Below are 16,145 nucleotides of genomic sequence, written 5' to 3' on the forward strand. Positions count from 1 at the left end.
TACACTTCTTATTGCAACGCGAACCTTGAGCGTTGTTCGACAGTCGAAATCGTCGGAGGATGTAGCGTTGACCGCAACGACAGTGCTCGCGGGTTATGTAATCGTCGCTGGCGTCCTCGACTCGATGGCGCTGGTTGCGGTCGTTCCAGCTGTATTGGATCCAATCAGCGGATGGCCGGGTCTAGGCGCTGTGTATCTTCCGGTGTTGTTGCTCCTCTTCGTTATCCTCTCCCCACTCGAGCGACTCGGGGCAGTAGACGTGAGCGGGAGCGGAACGCTATCGGCAATTGACTCAGGTTCAATCGAAGAGTTGCCGACACATCTGCCGCTGTTTTTTGATGCCGAGTCCGGTGACGGGTTATTCGCTGCTCTAGCCATTGCGTTTGTACTCGTTCCCGCTGCCAGTGCACTCATCGAATCATCGTGGCATGGGTATCGAGTCGGGACCGATATCCGTACTCAAAAACACAAACTCGGATCACGAAAACACAGGTTCGAAAAGGCCCGCAACGAGTACCGTACCGCTGTCGAGAACGCTGAAGCCGCACTCAAGGACGACCGCTACGACGAAGCCGAACAACTCGTTACCGATGTCGCCCAACCCAAGCTGAACGCGTGCCAACGACTGCACAAAAGCTACGAAATTTCGAAGTCCACTCCCGACAGCAATCGATTGGAGAATCTCAAGTATGAGCTAGAACGATACGAAGCCGATCAAAAACTTGAGGACCTGATTCAGCAACAGGAAGAGATCGTCGACGAATATTACCAGCACCGCGACGCGGCCAACCACGAGAAGGCGGTTGAAGCCCTGCGACAAGCAAAGTCGATCGCACGTGACTGTACAAACACAGCTTCAGGATACAATCTTGGATATGACCTCGAAGACTTGCTGTCCATGTCGACAGACGAGATTGACGCCGCGATGGCCGACCTCGAGGCAGTACAATCGAAGGCCACGCTCGAGAACATTGTAACAAAATACGTGACGACTCTCGCAGCCTTCGACGATGCGGTTTGGGACGGTAACCTCGAACGCTGCGAGACGCTATTCGAGGCGCTGCGTCAGAAACGCTCGCGGATCGAGCAACTCGAGCAAGAACTTGGAACCAACGCCAAGGCCCTCTCAGATGCTGATCGTGATCTCGATGGTCGGATCCACCACGTCACTCAGCAGGCGATTAGATCGAAATTTAACGAGGATATTGAGACCGGTGACTGCCACGGGGCGTTTGCCTGGCCCGAGGCGAAGGCACGTTACCTGCTCGCTTCGGGAACACAGGCTGCCGAAAACGGCAACTATCGAGACGCAATCGTACGAGCAGAGACTGTCTCAGATTATCTCTTACAGCACCTCGATGCCGGATCTCCAGACGATCGGAATCGAGATGCGTTGAGCAACCTACTCGGAACCGCCCGCGATCAGAAAGGGAAGTGGGAACGGCAGTTGATCGTACAACAGATCAACGACGCGGTCGACAGGGAACCGGACGAGTACGAAGAAGCGAGCAAAATCCTCACGCGTGCGCTATCGCGGATCGATCAGACGAACGCGTTTGACGAGGAGGAGCGAGCGATCATCGAGCAGGATACCCGCAAAGCGTACGCCACCGTTCACTCGGATGGGGCATCTGCGCTCGTCGATAGCGGTAACGAACGACTCGAAGCTGGAGACGAATCGTCTGCTGTCACCTTTTACGAGAGGGCGATGACGGTTCTCGAGGATCTCAGCGATGCAGTCGCGGATTGGAACGACGTCACTAATGAACCCATTAATGAACAGTACGACGCAGTCGAACAGAAATACGTCGAGGCACAGACGACACTTCTTGAGGAACGTATTCGTCTGGGAATCGATCAGTTCGACGCCGGTGAGTACGACGCCGCTCTCGAAACGTTCCGAGACGTGACAAACGAGACCGAGACTGTCCGCGAGCGTGTTGAGAACGAATACGATCGTCTGCTGTATCTCCAAGACCTCACCGAAGCGAACGCGAAGACGACCCAACGAACCTCACTGGGTATTGGGACCGGATCGAAATCCCTCCAAGAACCCGAAGATGATGCGGCTGGCACAACCCAGCAAGATCATATCGATTCGAGTGCCAGTGCCACCTCACAGGCTGCTGGTGCACCCGGAAACGACATATTCGACGCGGTTGAGGCATCGCTTCCAGATGAGATAGACTACATGCAACTCGAGAAGGACGCGGTGCTTGGGTCAGGTGGAAATGCGACCGTTCATAAAGCCAGGCTGGATGGCGACGAAACCAAGCATATCGCTCTCAAAGAGCCTCAGGTTCCTGAGGGAACAGTCGACAAGGCACTGTTCGACCGATTCAGAGACGAAGCAGAAAACTGGGAAGAAGTCGACGATCATCCCCACGTCGTCAGCATCCTTGATCATGGTATGCACACGCTTCCCTGGATTGCGATGGAATATCTCGACGGCGGCCATCTCGGTGACCGTGTCGGGAAACTTGGAACTGAGCAGGCGTTATGGACCGCACTGGGTATCACCAGAGCGATCAAACATGCTCACCGGCCTGGCATCACCCACCTCGACATCAAGCCTGAGAACATCCTCTTCAAATCGGTTGATGGGTACTGGGATATTCCCAAAGTCGCCGATTGGGGGCTAGCGAACCACCTTCTCGATCGTCCGGACGGCGTCGAAGGACTGTCGCCACAGTACGCTGCTCCGGAACAGTTTGATCCCGATATCTTTGGCGACACCGACCTCGAGACGGACATCTACCAGCTCGGGGTCGTTTTCTACGAACTGTTTACGGGAACCCTGCCGTACGAGGGTGACCGCTACAACGTGTTGCAGAACGATCCGGACCGAAAACCAACGCCTCCGAGTGAAATCGCAGACGTGCCACCAGAACTCGACGACGTGCTTCTGAAAGCGCTCGCTCCGGAGAAAGCAGACAGGTACGAGAATGTCGCCTTCCTCGAACAGGAATTAGAAGTGCTCTTCGAGTCGCTGGTCGAGGACATGAATCCTCCACAACGCTAGGCTGCTCGCCGAGGCCCGGCCGAGCCGGGTACGTGGTCAATCTTGTTTCCAGTTCCTCCAAATCTGTTACTGAGAGCGATCTTTCTTCAAGGAAAGAATCCCGCCGTTCATGGCGAGGAGGAAGTCACCAAAGCAGGACTACTCCTGCTGATACTGGTCATCGTATAGTTCCTGCAGCGCGTCCCGCAGGTAGAGAACCGACTCATACCGGTCGACCTTCTCTTTTGCCATGGCTGTTAACAGAATCTCGTCGAGTTCCGGCGGGACATCTGCGAGTTCGCTCGGCGGCTGCGGCGCTTCTGTGAGCACCTTGTTCATCACACGAGCCGGTTGTCCCTCGAACGGCGGCCGGCCCGTGAACAATTCATAGTAGACTGAGCCGAGTTGGCACACATCCGTAATATCGTCAGCCGACCCGTAGTTATCGTCGAACTGCTCGGGAGCTGCATAGTGTGGAGACAATCCTTCGATACTCTTGGAGTGCTCGAGCAGGTGTTTCGAGAGTCCCCAATCGGCTACTTTCGGGACATCCCAACCGTCTGTGACCGATCGAAAGAGGATGTTTTCGGGTTTTAAATCGAGGTGGGCGACGCCCCGTCGGTGAGCGTGTCGCACTGCCTCTGCCGTGACGATCGCCGTCCACAACGCGTGATCAAACGGCATTTCTCCGGCCCGATCGCCAACATGGCCGCCGTCCATGTGCTCCATGGCGATCCACGGCAACGGTTGTGACCCCCAGTCAATTACGCCAACGATGTGATCGTGGTCGTCGAGTTTCGCCCATGTCTCGGCCTCCTGTGTGAATTCCTCAACGACTTGGGTACCGATCGTTCCCTGAATACGCGGCTCTTTGAGTGCAACCGTGTGAGTAGTACCGTCGACTGTGACAGTCGCGCAATAAACGTCGGCATTACCCCCTCTGCCAATAGACTCATCCCGATCTAGTCGGTCGTATGCGAACTCAAGGTCTGGTGCGCCAGGGATCTCGGTCGCTATCGTCGAACCGACTGCCGAGACAATCGTTTCCGTCGCCTGTATCCGAGCACCGCTGGACTGGTGGCGGGCGTCCGGCTGCTCGAGCGCAACCGTTGCGACCTGATTCGGCTCTCTCATCGTGGGATTTTCAGTTCCGATTCCCAGTGACGCACGCTGTGCTTTGCGAGCGTTGTCGCTTGCCACGCTCTGGAGGTGAGCGAGTTGATCCGCGTCGTCTGGATCTGCGATTTCGCCCTGAATCTCAACAGTCTCCTCGCCGACAGCTGTGAACGTCTCATATGCGGATTCGTACGATCCGTCCTCGAACGCCGCGATGCCATCACCGATCCGTTCGTTGATCCGAGTGACTTCTACTTCGGCTTTCCTTGTTTCAACCATCGAAGCGACTGCAGTCAACTCATCCGTCTCGATGTCGTCCCACGGTTTAGCTCTCGTAGCGGCCGTGGCAGCGACCTCAGCTGCCTCGTCGAATGCATCTGTCGCACGAGCGTATGCCTCGGACTCAAGGTGCCGCTCGCCTTCCTCGAGCAGGTACGTTGTACCCTGAATACTGACCGAGAGGTACGCCTCGCGTGCCTCTTGTTTCAGGAAGTCCAGCTGATGATCGTCGACTAATCGAACTTCCGAGAACTGTCCCAACACGGAGCCTAACTGTTCCAATGCGTCGTCGTATCCAGCTGGCTCCGCATTGAGAGCCGAGTTGATACGAGTAACCAGCATTTTCTGTTCCCAATCTGATCCGTTTTCGACAAGTTGCTTGCGGAACCGCTGGTACGGTTCTGTTTCGTAGTCGTGTTCGTTCGCATGTTCGACAGCCTGGTCCAGTGATGCGTTCGCGCTCCGAACATGCTCGACGGCGTTCCGGTAGTTTCCATGGTCAGCTTCGTCCGTCGCTCGCTGGAGTGAGTTCTCAACCAGCGTCGAGAGCAGATCGAACTCGAGTTCTCGAGCGGTATCCCATTGATCTTCTACCTCTTTGACGTGTGTCCTCAGATTGGGCTGTTTAGCCCAGTCGACTGCGGCGTTGAGATTCTTGAGTGCCTCCCGTATAGATGGCAGTGCAGCGGAGGGTGACTCCTTGGATGCCGTGTATTTGCCGTCTGCTAACGCCTTCACTCCGATTTGTCGTAGCGATGTAAACTTCACTTCCGAAAGTGATTTCCTCAGGTCGAATATCTCCGATTGGTCTATCGTAGAAACGAGGTGTACTGATTCCTCAACATCTTCTAATTCGGAGAGACCCACTTCGGCGTGTTCCAATGCTAGATGATAGTCGCCGGTACGTTCGGCGTCCTTTCCCTCCTGATAGCAGTTGTCTGCTACCTTGTATCCGCCGATTTTCGCCTCCAGAATTTGCTCTTGTATATATTCTTTTGCTTCGCCAACTTCATCTTGATTCTCCTGCGGTGCAAAGCTATATTGGGTTCCATCGTCGAGTTCGAATGATAGCTTATCGAAAAATATCGGTTTTTTCGAGGACGGATTTTGTATTTCCTCGTAGTCAAAGTACTGGATTTCGTCTCCCTTTTTCCTGCCAATGAGATAGATAAGACGTTCGTTCGTGACGATAAGATGCCGACTTCCTTCCTCATCGTCGCTAAATGAGACATGATGCGGCGTTACCTCGCGCCCGCCAGGCTTCGTAATTCGAAATCCTTTTGTCTGATTCCTGAAGAAAAATTCGGGACGCTCCGCAGGTTCAAAAATCTTGATCGGGGGTTTATCGTACAGATGTTGAGTGAGGAACCCACCAGTATGTGTCAGTTGTTTCGATTGTATTGTCCCGCTCGCAGCCGCTGCTAGTTCTTCTGGTGTTGAGGGCGTTGGCTGTGGCTTGTCCTGAACGTCTTTCGAGAACGATTCAACCGATGATTCCATTGACGAATCTGTATCGTCATCGACTCCATCTCGAGCGTACAGATAATATAGTGGATAGAAACCAATCGTTAGAAAGGTCAGCGTCAGTGTGATGATCCAATGTCGCTCAGTGACTTCGTTTGAGTGTTGGCTGAGTTGCTGCTTGTCTGTAGCGATATAGTATCCCGCAACAGGTAATCCGAAAAGAAACATGACACCCAGTAGAGGCACTAGTCCAGGAACAATCACAGCACTGATCCACGACGCGAAGTACAGCGCGACCGTCCATTTGACATAGCGGTATGCACTGTCCGTTTCAGTCATAGTGATATCACCTATTCAGATTTGCTACATATAATACTTTACTTTGTGATAAGTTATTAGATGGCTACATCGAGAGAACAGCAAATCGACTGCGAGACTGACTTCCCATAGGTGTGTTCCGTGCGGGGACTGTTACGACCTGTCCACCAGGTATTGCCGGAAAATGATTCTCTGCAAACCGATGGAGCATCTATCATTTATACTTATATTAATGGAAGCTCATATTAAAGAACGGAAATAAGCCCCCCAGAGCCCTGTAATGCTGACTTTGCCGATTATCATAATTTCATCGAAAGTATAAATAGATCCGTACTTCCAATTATCCTGTATATGGGGATCGACGAACGCGATCAACACTGGTTCACTGCCGATATCACGCACTTTGTGTATAGTATCTTTTCGCCAATTACAGTTCCATTTGTCCTCCTAGCGGCGATGATTTGGCTACTCATTGTTGGCATTCCAGGTTTTATGCTCGAGTGGATTATCAAGCTTATTTTCACGGAGAACGGACTCGTTCACTCACTCTATATGATCGTTTTCCTGTTTGTGATAGTCGTCGTTTTTGTCGGCTATTTCGCATTCGCTCTCATCGAATATCTCACCGCAGAGCCGATGCCGGACCAAATGCCAACGAGCACGGCCGGCTATTGCTGGTGGATTGGTCTTCCTGTTCTCGCTGCCGTCGCCGTGCTTGCCGGCCTCGCCGCCGGTGTCGAGATTGAGTCGACAAGACAGTTCCTCGTCCTAGTCCCGCTATTCGTGTTCGGTTCAGTGCTCCTGATGACGCGAACGCTAAGTGTCGTTCGACGGTCGAAATCCTCGGCCGACGTCACCGTCACCGTCACTACCGTCGTCATCGCCTACATACTCGTCGCTGGCGTCCTCGAGGCGGTCGGCCTGTTCGTGGTTGCCCCGTTCCTCTTCGAACCAATAAGCGAGTGGCCCGGCATGGCATCGGTGTATGTTCCGCTGTTGCTTGTCCTCCTCGTCATAATCGAACCGCTCGACGCACTCGGACTGCTGGATTCATCCTCGACTGACGGCTCCACTGATCCCGGTGAAATGGCGGCGAATGTCCCAGTTTTGTTCGACGCTGAAACGGGAGAAGGCCTGTTTATGTCGCTAGCGCTCACGTTTGTCGTCCTTCCCGCTCTCGTCGCAGTCGTCGAATCATCGTGGCATGGATATCAAATCACATCCGAGATACGTGCCCGGAAAAACAGGCTCAAGGCGCGGAAACGTAAATTCGAAGAGACTTCTAGGGAGTTCAACTCCGCCATCGAAGATGCCGAAGCTGCACTCGAGGACGACCGTTACGACGAAGTCGAACGGCTGGTCATCGACGTTGCACAGGCCAAGCTGGATCGGTGCCAGCGACTGCACAAGAACTACGATATTCCGGAGTCCGTTCCTGCCAGTGCTCGAATCGAGAATTTGAAGATTAAACTGAAGCGACACGAGGCCAAACAAGAACTCGAAGACCTGATCCAACGACAAGAGGAACTCATCGAGGAGTACCGCCAGAACCGCGATGCAGCCAACTACGAGAAGGCGAAAGGATCGCTGCGTCGAGCAAAGTCGGTCGCAAGCGACTGTACAAACACAGCGCGGGAACACGGCCTCAAGTACTCGCTACCAATGTCGAGCAATGACATTGACGCCGCGATAGCTACCCTCGAGGCGACAGAGACCGAAGCCGAACTCGAAGACATCGTCGCCGAATACGAGTCCCATCTGTCGACGTTCGACGACGCGATTTGGAGCGGTGACCTGGATCGCTGCGATACGCTGTTTGAGACGCTACGTCAGAAACGCTCGCAGATCGAGCAACTCGAGCACAAACTAGGGACCAATGCCGAGGCGCTCTCGAGTGCTGATCGGGATCTCGCTGACCGGATTCACCACGCAGCCCAGCAGACGATTAGGACGAAATTCGATGTGGGTGTTGGGACCGGTGAGTGCGACGGCGCGTTTGCCTGGCCCGAGGCAAGAGCACGCTACCTGCTCGCTTCGGGGAGACAAGCTGCTGAAAATGGCGAGTATCGAGACGCAATCTCGCGAGCAGAGACCGTCGCCACCGACCTCTTACAGCACCTCGACGACGGGTCCCCCAGCGAACGGAATCGAGACTCACTGGGAGACCTGATAGGGACCGCCCGAGATCACAAGGGAGAGTGGGAACGACAGTTGATCGTCCGACAGATCAACGACGCGGTCGACAGAGAACCGGACGAGTACGAGGAGGCGAGCAAAATCCTCACAAGTGCACTGTCGCGGATCGATCAGACGAATGCGTTTAGCGAGGAAGAGCGAGCGATCATCGAGCAGGATACACGCAAAGCGTATGTTACCGTTCGCTCGGACGGGGCATCTGCGCTCGTCGATAACGGTAACGAGCGGCTCGAAGTTGGCGACGAATCGTCTGCAGCCACCCATTATGAGGACGCGATGACAACTCTTGGGGACCTCGGCGATACAGTCGCAGAGTGGAACGACGTTAACAATGAACCCATTGATGAACAGTACAACGCAGTCGAACAGAAATACGTTGAAACACAGACGACACTGCTTGAGGAACGTATCCGGCTGGGAATCGACCAGTTCGACGCCGACGAGTATGACGCTGCTCTCGAGACGTTCCGAAACGTGACGAACGAGACCGAGACTGTCCGCGAGCGTGTCGAGACCGAATATGATCGTCTATTGTACCTCCAAGACCTCACCGAAGCGAACGCGAAGACGACCCAGCGCACCTCGCTGGGTATTGGGACCGGATCGAAATCCCTACAAGAACCCGAACAGGATGCGGCTGGCACAACCCACCGGGAGCATATGGACTCGAGCATCAACTCCACCTCACAGGCCGCCGGCGCACCCGGAAACGACATATTTGACTCGATTGAGGCATCGCTTCCCGACGAGATAGACTACATGCAACTCGAGAAAGAGACGGTGCTTGGGTCGGGTGGAAACGCGACCGTCCACAAAGCCAGGCTGGATAGCGATGAAACCCAGTATATCGCCCTCAAAGAGCCCCAGGTTCCTGAAGGAACAGTCGACAAGGCACTGTTCGACCGATTCAGAGACGAAGCGGAAAACTGGAAGCAAGTCGACGATCACCCTCATATCGTCAGCGTCCTCGATCACGGTATGCACACGCTGCCCTGGATCGCAATGGAGTATCTCGACGGCGGTCATCTCGGTGACCGCGTCGGACAACTCGAGACTGAGCACGCGTTGTGGACCGCACTAGCAGTCACCAGAGCGATCAAACATGCTCATCGACCTGGCATTACCCACCTCGACATCAAACCTGAAAACATCCTCTTCAAATCGGTCGATGGATACTGGGACATTCCCAAAGTGGCCGACTGGGGGCTAGCGAATCATTTGCTCGACCGTCCGGATGCCGTCGAAGGACTGTCACCGCAGTACGCTGCTCCGGAACAGTTTGATCCCGATATCTTTGGCGACACCGATCTCGAGACGGATATCTATCAACTCGGAGTCGTCTTCTACGAACTGTTTACCGGAACGCTGCCGTACGAGGGTGACCGGTACAAGGTGTTGCAGAACGAACCGGAGAGAACGCCAACGCCTCCGAGTGAACTCGCAGACGTACCACCAGAACTCGACGACGTGCTTCTGAAAGCACTGGCCCCGGAGAAAGCGGACAGGTACGAGAACGTCGCCTTCCTCGAGCAGGAATTAGAAGTGCTCTTTGAATCGCTGGTCAACGACGCGAGTCCCCAGCGTTGAGGGGTCTTTCGCCGGTGGGTCTCGAACCGACTCGTCCAGACCGTCCCGACGTAGTCCTTGGAGACGGTTCACCTGCTGAATTGACGGTGGTGCTACGGTTCAATCGTTCCGAACAAACCAACCGCTTTGCGTCGCCGATAGAGATATAATAGGAACGTCAATGCATAGGCGATAAGGCCGATGTAATAGAGGTAGCGCCGCGGCGACCACTCGATCCGCTCACTCTGTTGAAACAGTACCATCTCCTTGTTCCAAGCGTAGAAGAATCCGATGATAGAACCAAGTATGATCACTGCACCGCCGTCAGTGCCGCTTGCGCCGCCAAGGATGAAGGCCGGGAACGACCCGTATAGTATATGATGCGTATGAAGCGTACCGAAATCGGTCTCGATTACTGCTGACGAAACGCGTTGTGCTGGCGTGGGTTCGGTTGGTGATTGTTGCGAGGGCGATTCGGACGTAGAACGCGAGTTCGGTTGTTCAACACCGGTGTCAGCTCCCGTATTGGGACGGGTTGTATCACGCCTGTCTGTTTCTTTGTCATTATTCGAAACCGATGGATCACCAGGATTCGTTATCGTCGTTCCACTGTTCGTGCCGGCCTGATCGGTTGATGAAACTGTACCGCGCTGAGTTGAAGTGGACGCTGATGTCGAGTCGCTGGTGTTCTGTGAAGGTGTACTTCGAGGAGCTGCCATCGATTCGGCCGGGTCGTTGCCGAGTGCCAACTCGAGCAAACGGTTGAGTTCGCGTTTGAAGTCAAGAATTGACTCGTACCGATCAGATTTGTCCTTTGTGAGTGCGCGCATGAGCGCGCTGTCGGTTCCCTCGGGGAGACCATCAACTCGTTCACTGGGTGGTATCGGTTCCGACTCGAGGACGTCATGCATGACGGTCGCGGCAGATCCAGTAAACGGTGGTTCGCCGACGAGCGCGGCGTACACAACCGCACCAGTTGCATAGATATCTGTGTAGTCGTCGGTATGCCCGTAGGTTTCGTCATCGAACTGTTCGGGGGCGGCATAGTGTGGCGACAGTCCTTCGATGCTCTGAGAGTGTTCAAGCAGCATCTTCGCAAGTCCCCAATCAGCGACTTTTGGAACATCCCACGAACCCGGCTCCGTCTCTGCGAACAAGACGTTTTCCGGTTTGAGATCGAGATGGGCAATACCTCGCCTGTGAGCGTGACGGACCGCACGAGCGATGCAGACGCCGATCCACAGCGCTTCTGCGGGCTCGAGATCGCCGAGTCGCGCATCGAGACTGCCGCCATCCATGTATTCCAGTGCAATCCATGGGAGCGGCTGACTCTCATAACCGAGCACGCTGACGATGTGATCGTGGTCGTCGAGTTTCTCCCACGTCTCCGCCTCTGCAGTGAACTGTGAAAGGGATTCGACGTCTAGTGTCCCCTGCATTCGTGGCTGTTTCAGCGCACAGATGTCAGGCCCCTCACCCTTGAATTGAACCTTGGTGACATCGGCGTTCCCCCCTGATCCAATCGCCTCGAGTTCTTCGAAATCTGTGAAGTCAGCGTCGATCCGGACAGGATCGGTATCAGCAACGTCCGGACGTAAATCCTTGTGTACCCCCGAAGACATATCTCTGTTCTCGAATACTGAGAGAACCATCTTTAATCTTTATCTGAATTTTCAACAGCGAGTTATTAGTGAATTAATGTCTCAAAGATAGAGCAGATTGGATGTGATGATCGGTCAGAAGACGCAACATCCCTGCTACCGCAAACCTTCGCTGTTTGATTACTTGAAATAGAAGCAGTCACCGAGCAGTGCGTTCTCTCAGAGTGAACTAAGGAGGACACTCACATTGTCACTTCCGCCGTTTTCGTTCGCTCGTTCAACGAGCAGGTCAGCGCCCTTTGCGAGTGTCGGCGCTTCGTGGATGAGTTCGTGGATTGTTTCGTCGGCGACTTCCTCGGTCAACCCATCCGAACAGAGCAATAGCGTGTCTGCTCCAGAAACTTCGTAAAAATCTGGCTCAACCGTCTCATCTGTTCCAAGTGCTTGTGAGATTACGTTTCGCTGTGGATGCTCCGCAGCTTCTTCCGACGTGAGTTTCCCTTGATCGACCAACTCTTGGACTAACGACTGATCAGTGGTTACCTGCTCGATTGAACTCTCGGTGAGGGTGTATGCCCGACTGTCGCCAACGTTCGCGAGGAGTACCTCACCGCTCCGAACGAGTGCAACGACCACTGTTGTTCCCATTCGTGAACGCTCGTTACACTGGTCGTGGATCGCTCGATTGGCGTCCACAATTGCTGATTCCAACAGATCCTTCCACTCGGTCCGTGGTGGTATCGAATCGCCACCAAGCGTCTCTTCGAGCGTGTCGATTGCCAGTTGACTCGCGACGTCGCCAGCGGCGTGGCCGCCCATCCCGTCAGCGACCGCGAGGAGTTTCGTATTATCTGTCAGCTGCGTTCCAAACAGGGTATCCTCGTTGTGTTCGCGTTGACGGCCGACGTCAGTTCGGGTTACAAAAGTCTCGTTCATATCACAGAGGTATTAATTAGAGTTTGCTGGGTCACAGTGCGGACAGGCATCCTCATAGGCCAGATCGTGAACCTGACAGAACTGTTTCGTGGCGGTTTCGGACGGTGCTGTATCGCCACCCGGTTCCGATGGCTGGTTCGAACCGAGGTCGTACCCGCAGTTAGGACAGTACAATGCAGTGGCGCTGATCTCGCTCCCACATTTGATGCAAAACTGTGTATCGCTCGTGGTCTCTTCGGACCCCGGTTGCGGTTCGGGAGTAGACGTCTGATTGTTGACCGAGATCGTATCCGACGGGTTCGACTCGCTTCCGATGCTCGAGCGATTGAAGACATTATCGTCGCCGACCTCGGCCGGTTCTTCGCCACCGATGTCCGTACGGTTAAAGACGTTGTCGTCACCGACGGTAGTACTGTTATCCTCACCCACCACGATTTTCCCGTCCCCGGTGTTGACAAATTTCGCATCTCGCTCGGTCGTCAACTGTAACGTAGTCTGGTAGCCAATCGAGATCGTAGCGTCGCTCGAGACCGTCTCAATACGTCCGTTGGCGACCTCTCGCTCCATACCTTTCGAAGTGACGGTGATGCCGTTAGAGTTCCCGTTGTTGTGAATCTCGATCCGTTCCTCGCGTGGCTTGAACGCGACTGGCGCGGTATCTCCCTTTTTACGAGAGACAGTAATGTCAGCGACACCCAATGGCACGACTTTACCGTCTACTTCGGCAACGACTTGTTCGCCTCGTTCAGGGTCGCGATACACCTCTGTCCATGATTCGACAGAAATTTTCCCCGTATCCGACGAATCGATTGTTACGTACCCCCTCATCGATTACCACCCATGTTTACAAGTCAACCCATTAATAACTACGGAATCTCCAGCAGACGTTCGCCGATGATGGAATCCCAGTCGCGCTACTCTGCCACATCGGCACTGTGGTGATTGTCGTTGCAACCGCCACAATTGGCCCACCAGAGTCACGGACTCCAAAATGCGTTGCTGTTCAAACAAGCACCCGGTCGCGCCCGTTCTAACGTGATCGAGTGGTCTCACGGTCTTCTCACCCACTCCGTTCGTGCAGTCGCCGGATGCGCGTTGCAAGTTCACGCACGCGTTTCTGGCGATCCTCAGCAAGGGAGTTGTCCGCGGGTACAATTTCGAGTTGCTCGACGACCCCATCGACCTCCTCATAGAGTTCATCGTAGGCGGCATCAGAGACTGGATTAGCCGCCAGAAAGTCGCGCAGTTCTGTTGCTCGCTGGTGGCAGGCTTCCGGTGATTCTCCGGCAGCGGCCTCGAGATGCTCGGCTAGCGAGACTCCGAGGTAGCCAACGGCGTTTCCAACGTCGTCGGTCTCCGTTTCATCAGTGCCCGAACCAGTACCTGCACTACCAGCACTATTTTCGATAGTAACATCCTGTAATCGCTGACGTGCACGTCGTCGCTCGTCTTCGTACGTGGCATTTCCAGCGATTTCAGCGAGCGTCTGGCCGATACGCTCTTGCTCGGTTGCCTTGATCTCAGGATACAATCCCCGAAGCGTATCGATGGCGTCGAGTCGTTCGCTCGTATTAGTTCCGTCCTCGGCAAGCGTACAGAAGAGCGGAACAACGACCGACGCAGCAACGGTTGGATCCCGATCGAAAAGCGACTGCAGCGTCTTGCGTGCGAGTTCCCGCTCAGCGCGTCCCGTCGAGTCGGTCACTGTCGTTCGCAGCGTCTCGAGGATGCGGCGTCGCTCGCGCTCGTCAGCCGTCGGATACAGCGTCGCGAGCGATTCGATTGCCTCCTGTCGGTCCTGCGAATACGGTGATTCGAGGGCCGTCTCTCGGTGGGTATCGATTGCTTCCTGCATCAGATGTTCTCCCCGCAGTTCGTACAGAAATCGTTCTCGGCCGGTACCGCCGTCTCACAGCTGGGACAGACGACATCCGTCTCGGAGGTGGTGCCGCTGCCGCTATTGCTACCACCGCCGTCACCACCCTGGACAATGGTGGTATCGCCGCCGCTGCTGCCACCTGCGTCCGGAATAATAACATTATCTGACGTGTCCTCTGCAGCCGCGCGGCCAGTCTCGCCCATGTTATCCATGGCCGACTCAGTCGTCTCCTGCATCCGATCCATCGAGTCGCCCATCATCTCTTTCATCTCCTCACGGAATTCCTTCTGGTCATCGACGCGCTGGCGTTCTTTCTCGGCACTGTTTGCCTCCTGGCGGGCCTTCGCGAGTTCGTCGCTATCTTGGGCACCCAGTGCTTCGAGTTGGGCGGGCGAGAGATTCCCGGCCTTTTCCATCTCAGCTAACTCCGCAACTGACTCATCAACGCCATCCATGCTCGCGAGCGTACCAAGGTCGACGTCGTCGCGGGCTTCCAGTTGCTCCTTCTCGACTTCGACCTCGTGGCGCTCCTTTTCCATCTCGAGGTCTTGCTCGCGTTGCTCGCGGTCGAGTTTCTGTTGGTCTTTCTTCGACTTGACGTCGATCAGATCTTCGATTTCGGTGATGTCCTGCTCGTGTTCAAGGTCGCGGCGGTCGACTTCGTTCTCCTTGCGCGTGGTCTTGGCGTGTTCTTCGTGTTCGACTTGCTCGCGCTCGGCTGTATGTCGGTGCCGGCGCTGCATGTCGTCTTTCTCGTGGTCGTACTCGAGATCCTGGGTCTCAATCTGGTGGTCAGCGGATTGTTTCGTGGTTTCGCGCCGGACCCGCTGTTTCTCGTCGTGGACCGTATCGCTGGTGTCACGCTCGCGTTCGCGACGGTCGAGTTCCGCGCGGCGGTCCTCAAGGTCTTCCGTCTCGGCACGGATCTCAACGTCTTTCTTCCCCTCGCGAATCTCGTCTCGGTCATCCTCATACTCAAACGACCGTAGGTCGACCAGCGCCAGTCCGTTGCGCTCGAAAATCGCCTGACACTGCTGAGCGACATCCGATTGCAGCGTTGCCGTCAGTTCGCGATTTCCGTACAATTCCTCATGCTCGTATGAAGAAAGCGTCGCCGCCAACTCCCCCCGAACGGCGTCGCCGAGCAACCGCTCAAGCGTATCAGTTGTAACCGCATCCCGATCCGTGACCATGCTGGTGAAGAACTGCTCGGTATCCTCGAGAGTGAAGACGAGTTCGACGGTCACATCGACGGGATACTCCGACGCCGTCCGGACGCCCTCAATCGGTAGGGTCAAGACCGTGTTTCCATCTGGAACTAACACGACGGATCGATCTTGGCCAGTGCGGAAATCGACGATCTTCTGCCCGAGTGAGTCAAGCGTGTGGTTCCCTGGCCCGATCTCTTCGGTCACCGAACCGTCCTCGAGCAGGAGTGCCCGCGTTCCCTCTTCGATGCTGATCTCCTCTTTCTGACGCAGTCGGTTTAGGAAACCGCCAGATTGTAGCGCCGCACCGTCTACTCGTCGAGCCAGTTCCGTTGGCCGCAACTGGATTGGACCTGACTCAGAATCGTTTGTCGATTTGTTATCGGACCGTGCGTCGAGGGACTCACCACAGCTCGGACAGAACGACCCACTTGCCGAAACGCTGTCACCGCAACTCGGGCAACTCTCGCTGACCGAACAGCCACAGTCGCGGCAGAAATTTGCCGCATCGGGGAGTTCGGTCCCACAGTCGGGACAGATCGTCATCGTGCGACCTCCTCTCCCGCACTCGAGTCAGTTGT

At 55.0% G+C, this 16,145-nt stretch carries 8 protein-coding genes and 1 pseudogene; 2 read left to right on the forward strand and 7 right to left on the reverse strand.

What is annotated here, in order from left to right; all coding sequences use genetic code 11:
• Positions 1 to 67: 67 nt before the first annotated feature.
• On the forward strand, positions 68 to 3,022 hold the full coding sequence (locus tag B2G88_RS18640; RefSeq protein WP_176393301.1) for a protein kinase domain-containing protein: 2,955 nt from the start codon (positions 68 to 70) through the stop codon (positions 3,020 to 3,022).
• A 138-nt stretch (positions 3,023 to 3,160) separates the two neighbouring features.
• Here B2G88_RS18640 and B2G88_RS18645 read toward each other — a convergent pair whose 3' ends face one another.
• Both B2G88_RS18645 and B2G88_RS20210 read right to left on the reverse strand, forming a co-directional pair.
• Positions 3,161 to 5,134: a serine/threonine-protein kinase gene (locus B2G88_RS18645; RefSeq protein ID WP_245835461.1), complete on the reverse strand. Its 1,974-nt coding sequence runs from the start codon at positions 5,132 to 5,134 to the stop codon at positions 3,161 to 3,163.
• Positions 5,135 to 5,389: 255 nt separating this feature from the next.
• Positions 5,390 to 6,199 (reverse strand): annotated as a pseudogene (locus B2G88_RS20210) (PH domain-containing protein); the annotation flags it as partial.
• Between the two features lie 627 nt (positions 6,200 to 6,826).
• Here B2G88_RS20210 and B2G88_RS18650 point away from each other — a divergent pair.
• Positions 6,827 to 9,961, forward strand: coding sequence for a protein kinase domain-containing protein (locus B2G88_RS18650; protein ID WP_176393303.1), 3,135 nt, complete (start codon positions 6,827 to 6,829; stop codon positions 9,959 to 9,961).
• Between the two features lie 92 nt (positions 9,962 to 10,053).
• On the opposite strand, the gene B2G88_RS18655 is transcribed toward B2G88_RS18650, so the two are convergent.
• From B2G88_RS18655 to B2G88_RS18675, 5 genes are all read right to left on the reverse strand, one after another.
• Entirely contained in the window at positions 10,054 to 11,562 is a 1,509-nt protein-coding gene (locus tag B2G88_RS18655; RefSeq protein WP_054862130.1) for a serine/threonine protein kinase, read from the reverse strand.
• 198 nt (positions 11,563 to 11,760) lie between these two features.
• The gene (locus B2G88_RS18660; RefSeq protein ID WP_054862129.1) at positions 11,761 to 12,477 is read right to left on the reverse strand and encodes a Stp1/IreP family PP2C-type Ser/Thr phosphatase; all 717 of its coding nucleotides are present in this window, start codon (positions 12,475 to 12,477) and stop codon (positions 11,761 to 11,763) included.
• Between the two features lie 12 nt (positions 12,478 to 12,489).
• Entirely contained in the window at positions 12,490 to 13,305 is an 816-nt protein-coding gene (locus B2G88_RS18665; RefSeq protein ID WP_087715645.1) for a zinc ribbon domain-containing protein, read from the reverse strand.
• 232 nt (positions 13,306 to 13,537) lie between these two features.
• Entirely contained in the window at positions 13,538 to 14,332 is a 795-nt protein-coding gene (locus tag B2G88_RS18670) for a hypothetical protein (RefSeq protein ID WP_054862127.1), read from the reverse strand.
• Positions 14,332 to 16,110, reverse strand: coding sequence for a double zinc ribbon domain-containing protein (locus B2G88_RS18675; protein WP_087715646.1), 1,779 nt, complete (start codon positions 16,108 to 16,110; stop codon positions 14,332 to 14,334). Before B2G88_RS18675 ends, B2G88_RS18670 begins: the two co-directional genes overlap by 1 nt.
• Positions 16,111 to 16,145 lie beyond the last annotated feature (35 nt).

The organism is Natronolimnobius baerhuensis (assembly GCF_002177135.1).
GTDB lineage: Archaea > Halobacteriota > Halobacteria > Halobacteriales > Natrialbaceae > Natronolimnobius > Natronolimnobius baerhuensis.

Excerpts from the sequence above, each read along its gene's own strand:
- B2G88_RS18675 (WP_087715646.1), bottom strand. The coding sequence starts at position 16,110 with ATGACGATCTGTCCCGACTGTGGGACCGAACTCCCCGATGCGGCAAAT.
- B2G88_RS18660 (WP_054862129.1), bottom strand. The coding sequence starts at position 12,477 with ATGAACGAGACTTTTGTAACCCGAACTGACGTCGGCCGTCAACGCGAA.
- B2G88_RS18665 (WP_087715645.1), bottom strand. The coding sequence starts at position 13,305 with ATGAGGGGGTACGTAACAATCGATTCGTCGGATACGGGGAAAATTTCT.
- B2G88_RS18650 (WP_176393303.1), top strand. The coding sequence starts at position 6,827 with ATGCCAACGAGCACGGCCGGCTATTGCTGGTGGATTGGTCTTCCTGTT.
- B2G88_RS18655 (WP_054862130.1), bottom strand. The coding sequence starts at position 11,562 with ATGTCTTCGGGGGTACACAAGGATTTACGTCCGGACGTTGCTGATACC.
- B2G88_RS18670 (WP_054862127.1), bottom strand. The coding sequence starts at position 14,332 with ATGCAGGAAGCAATCGATACCCACCGAGAGACGGCCCTCGAATCACCG.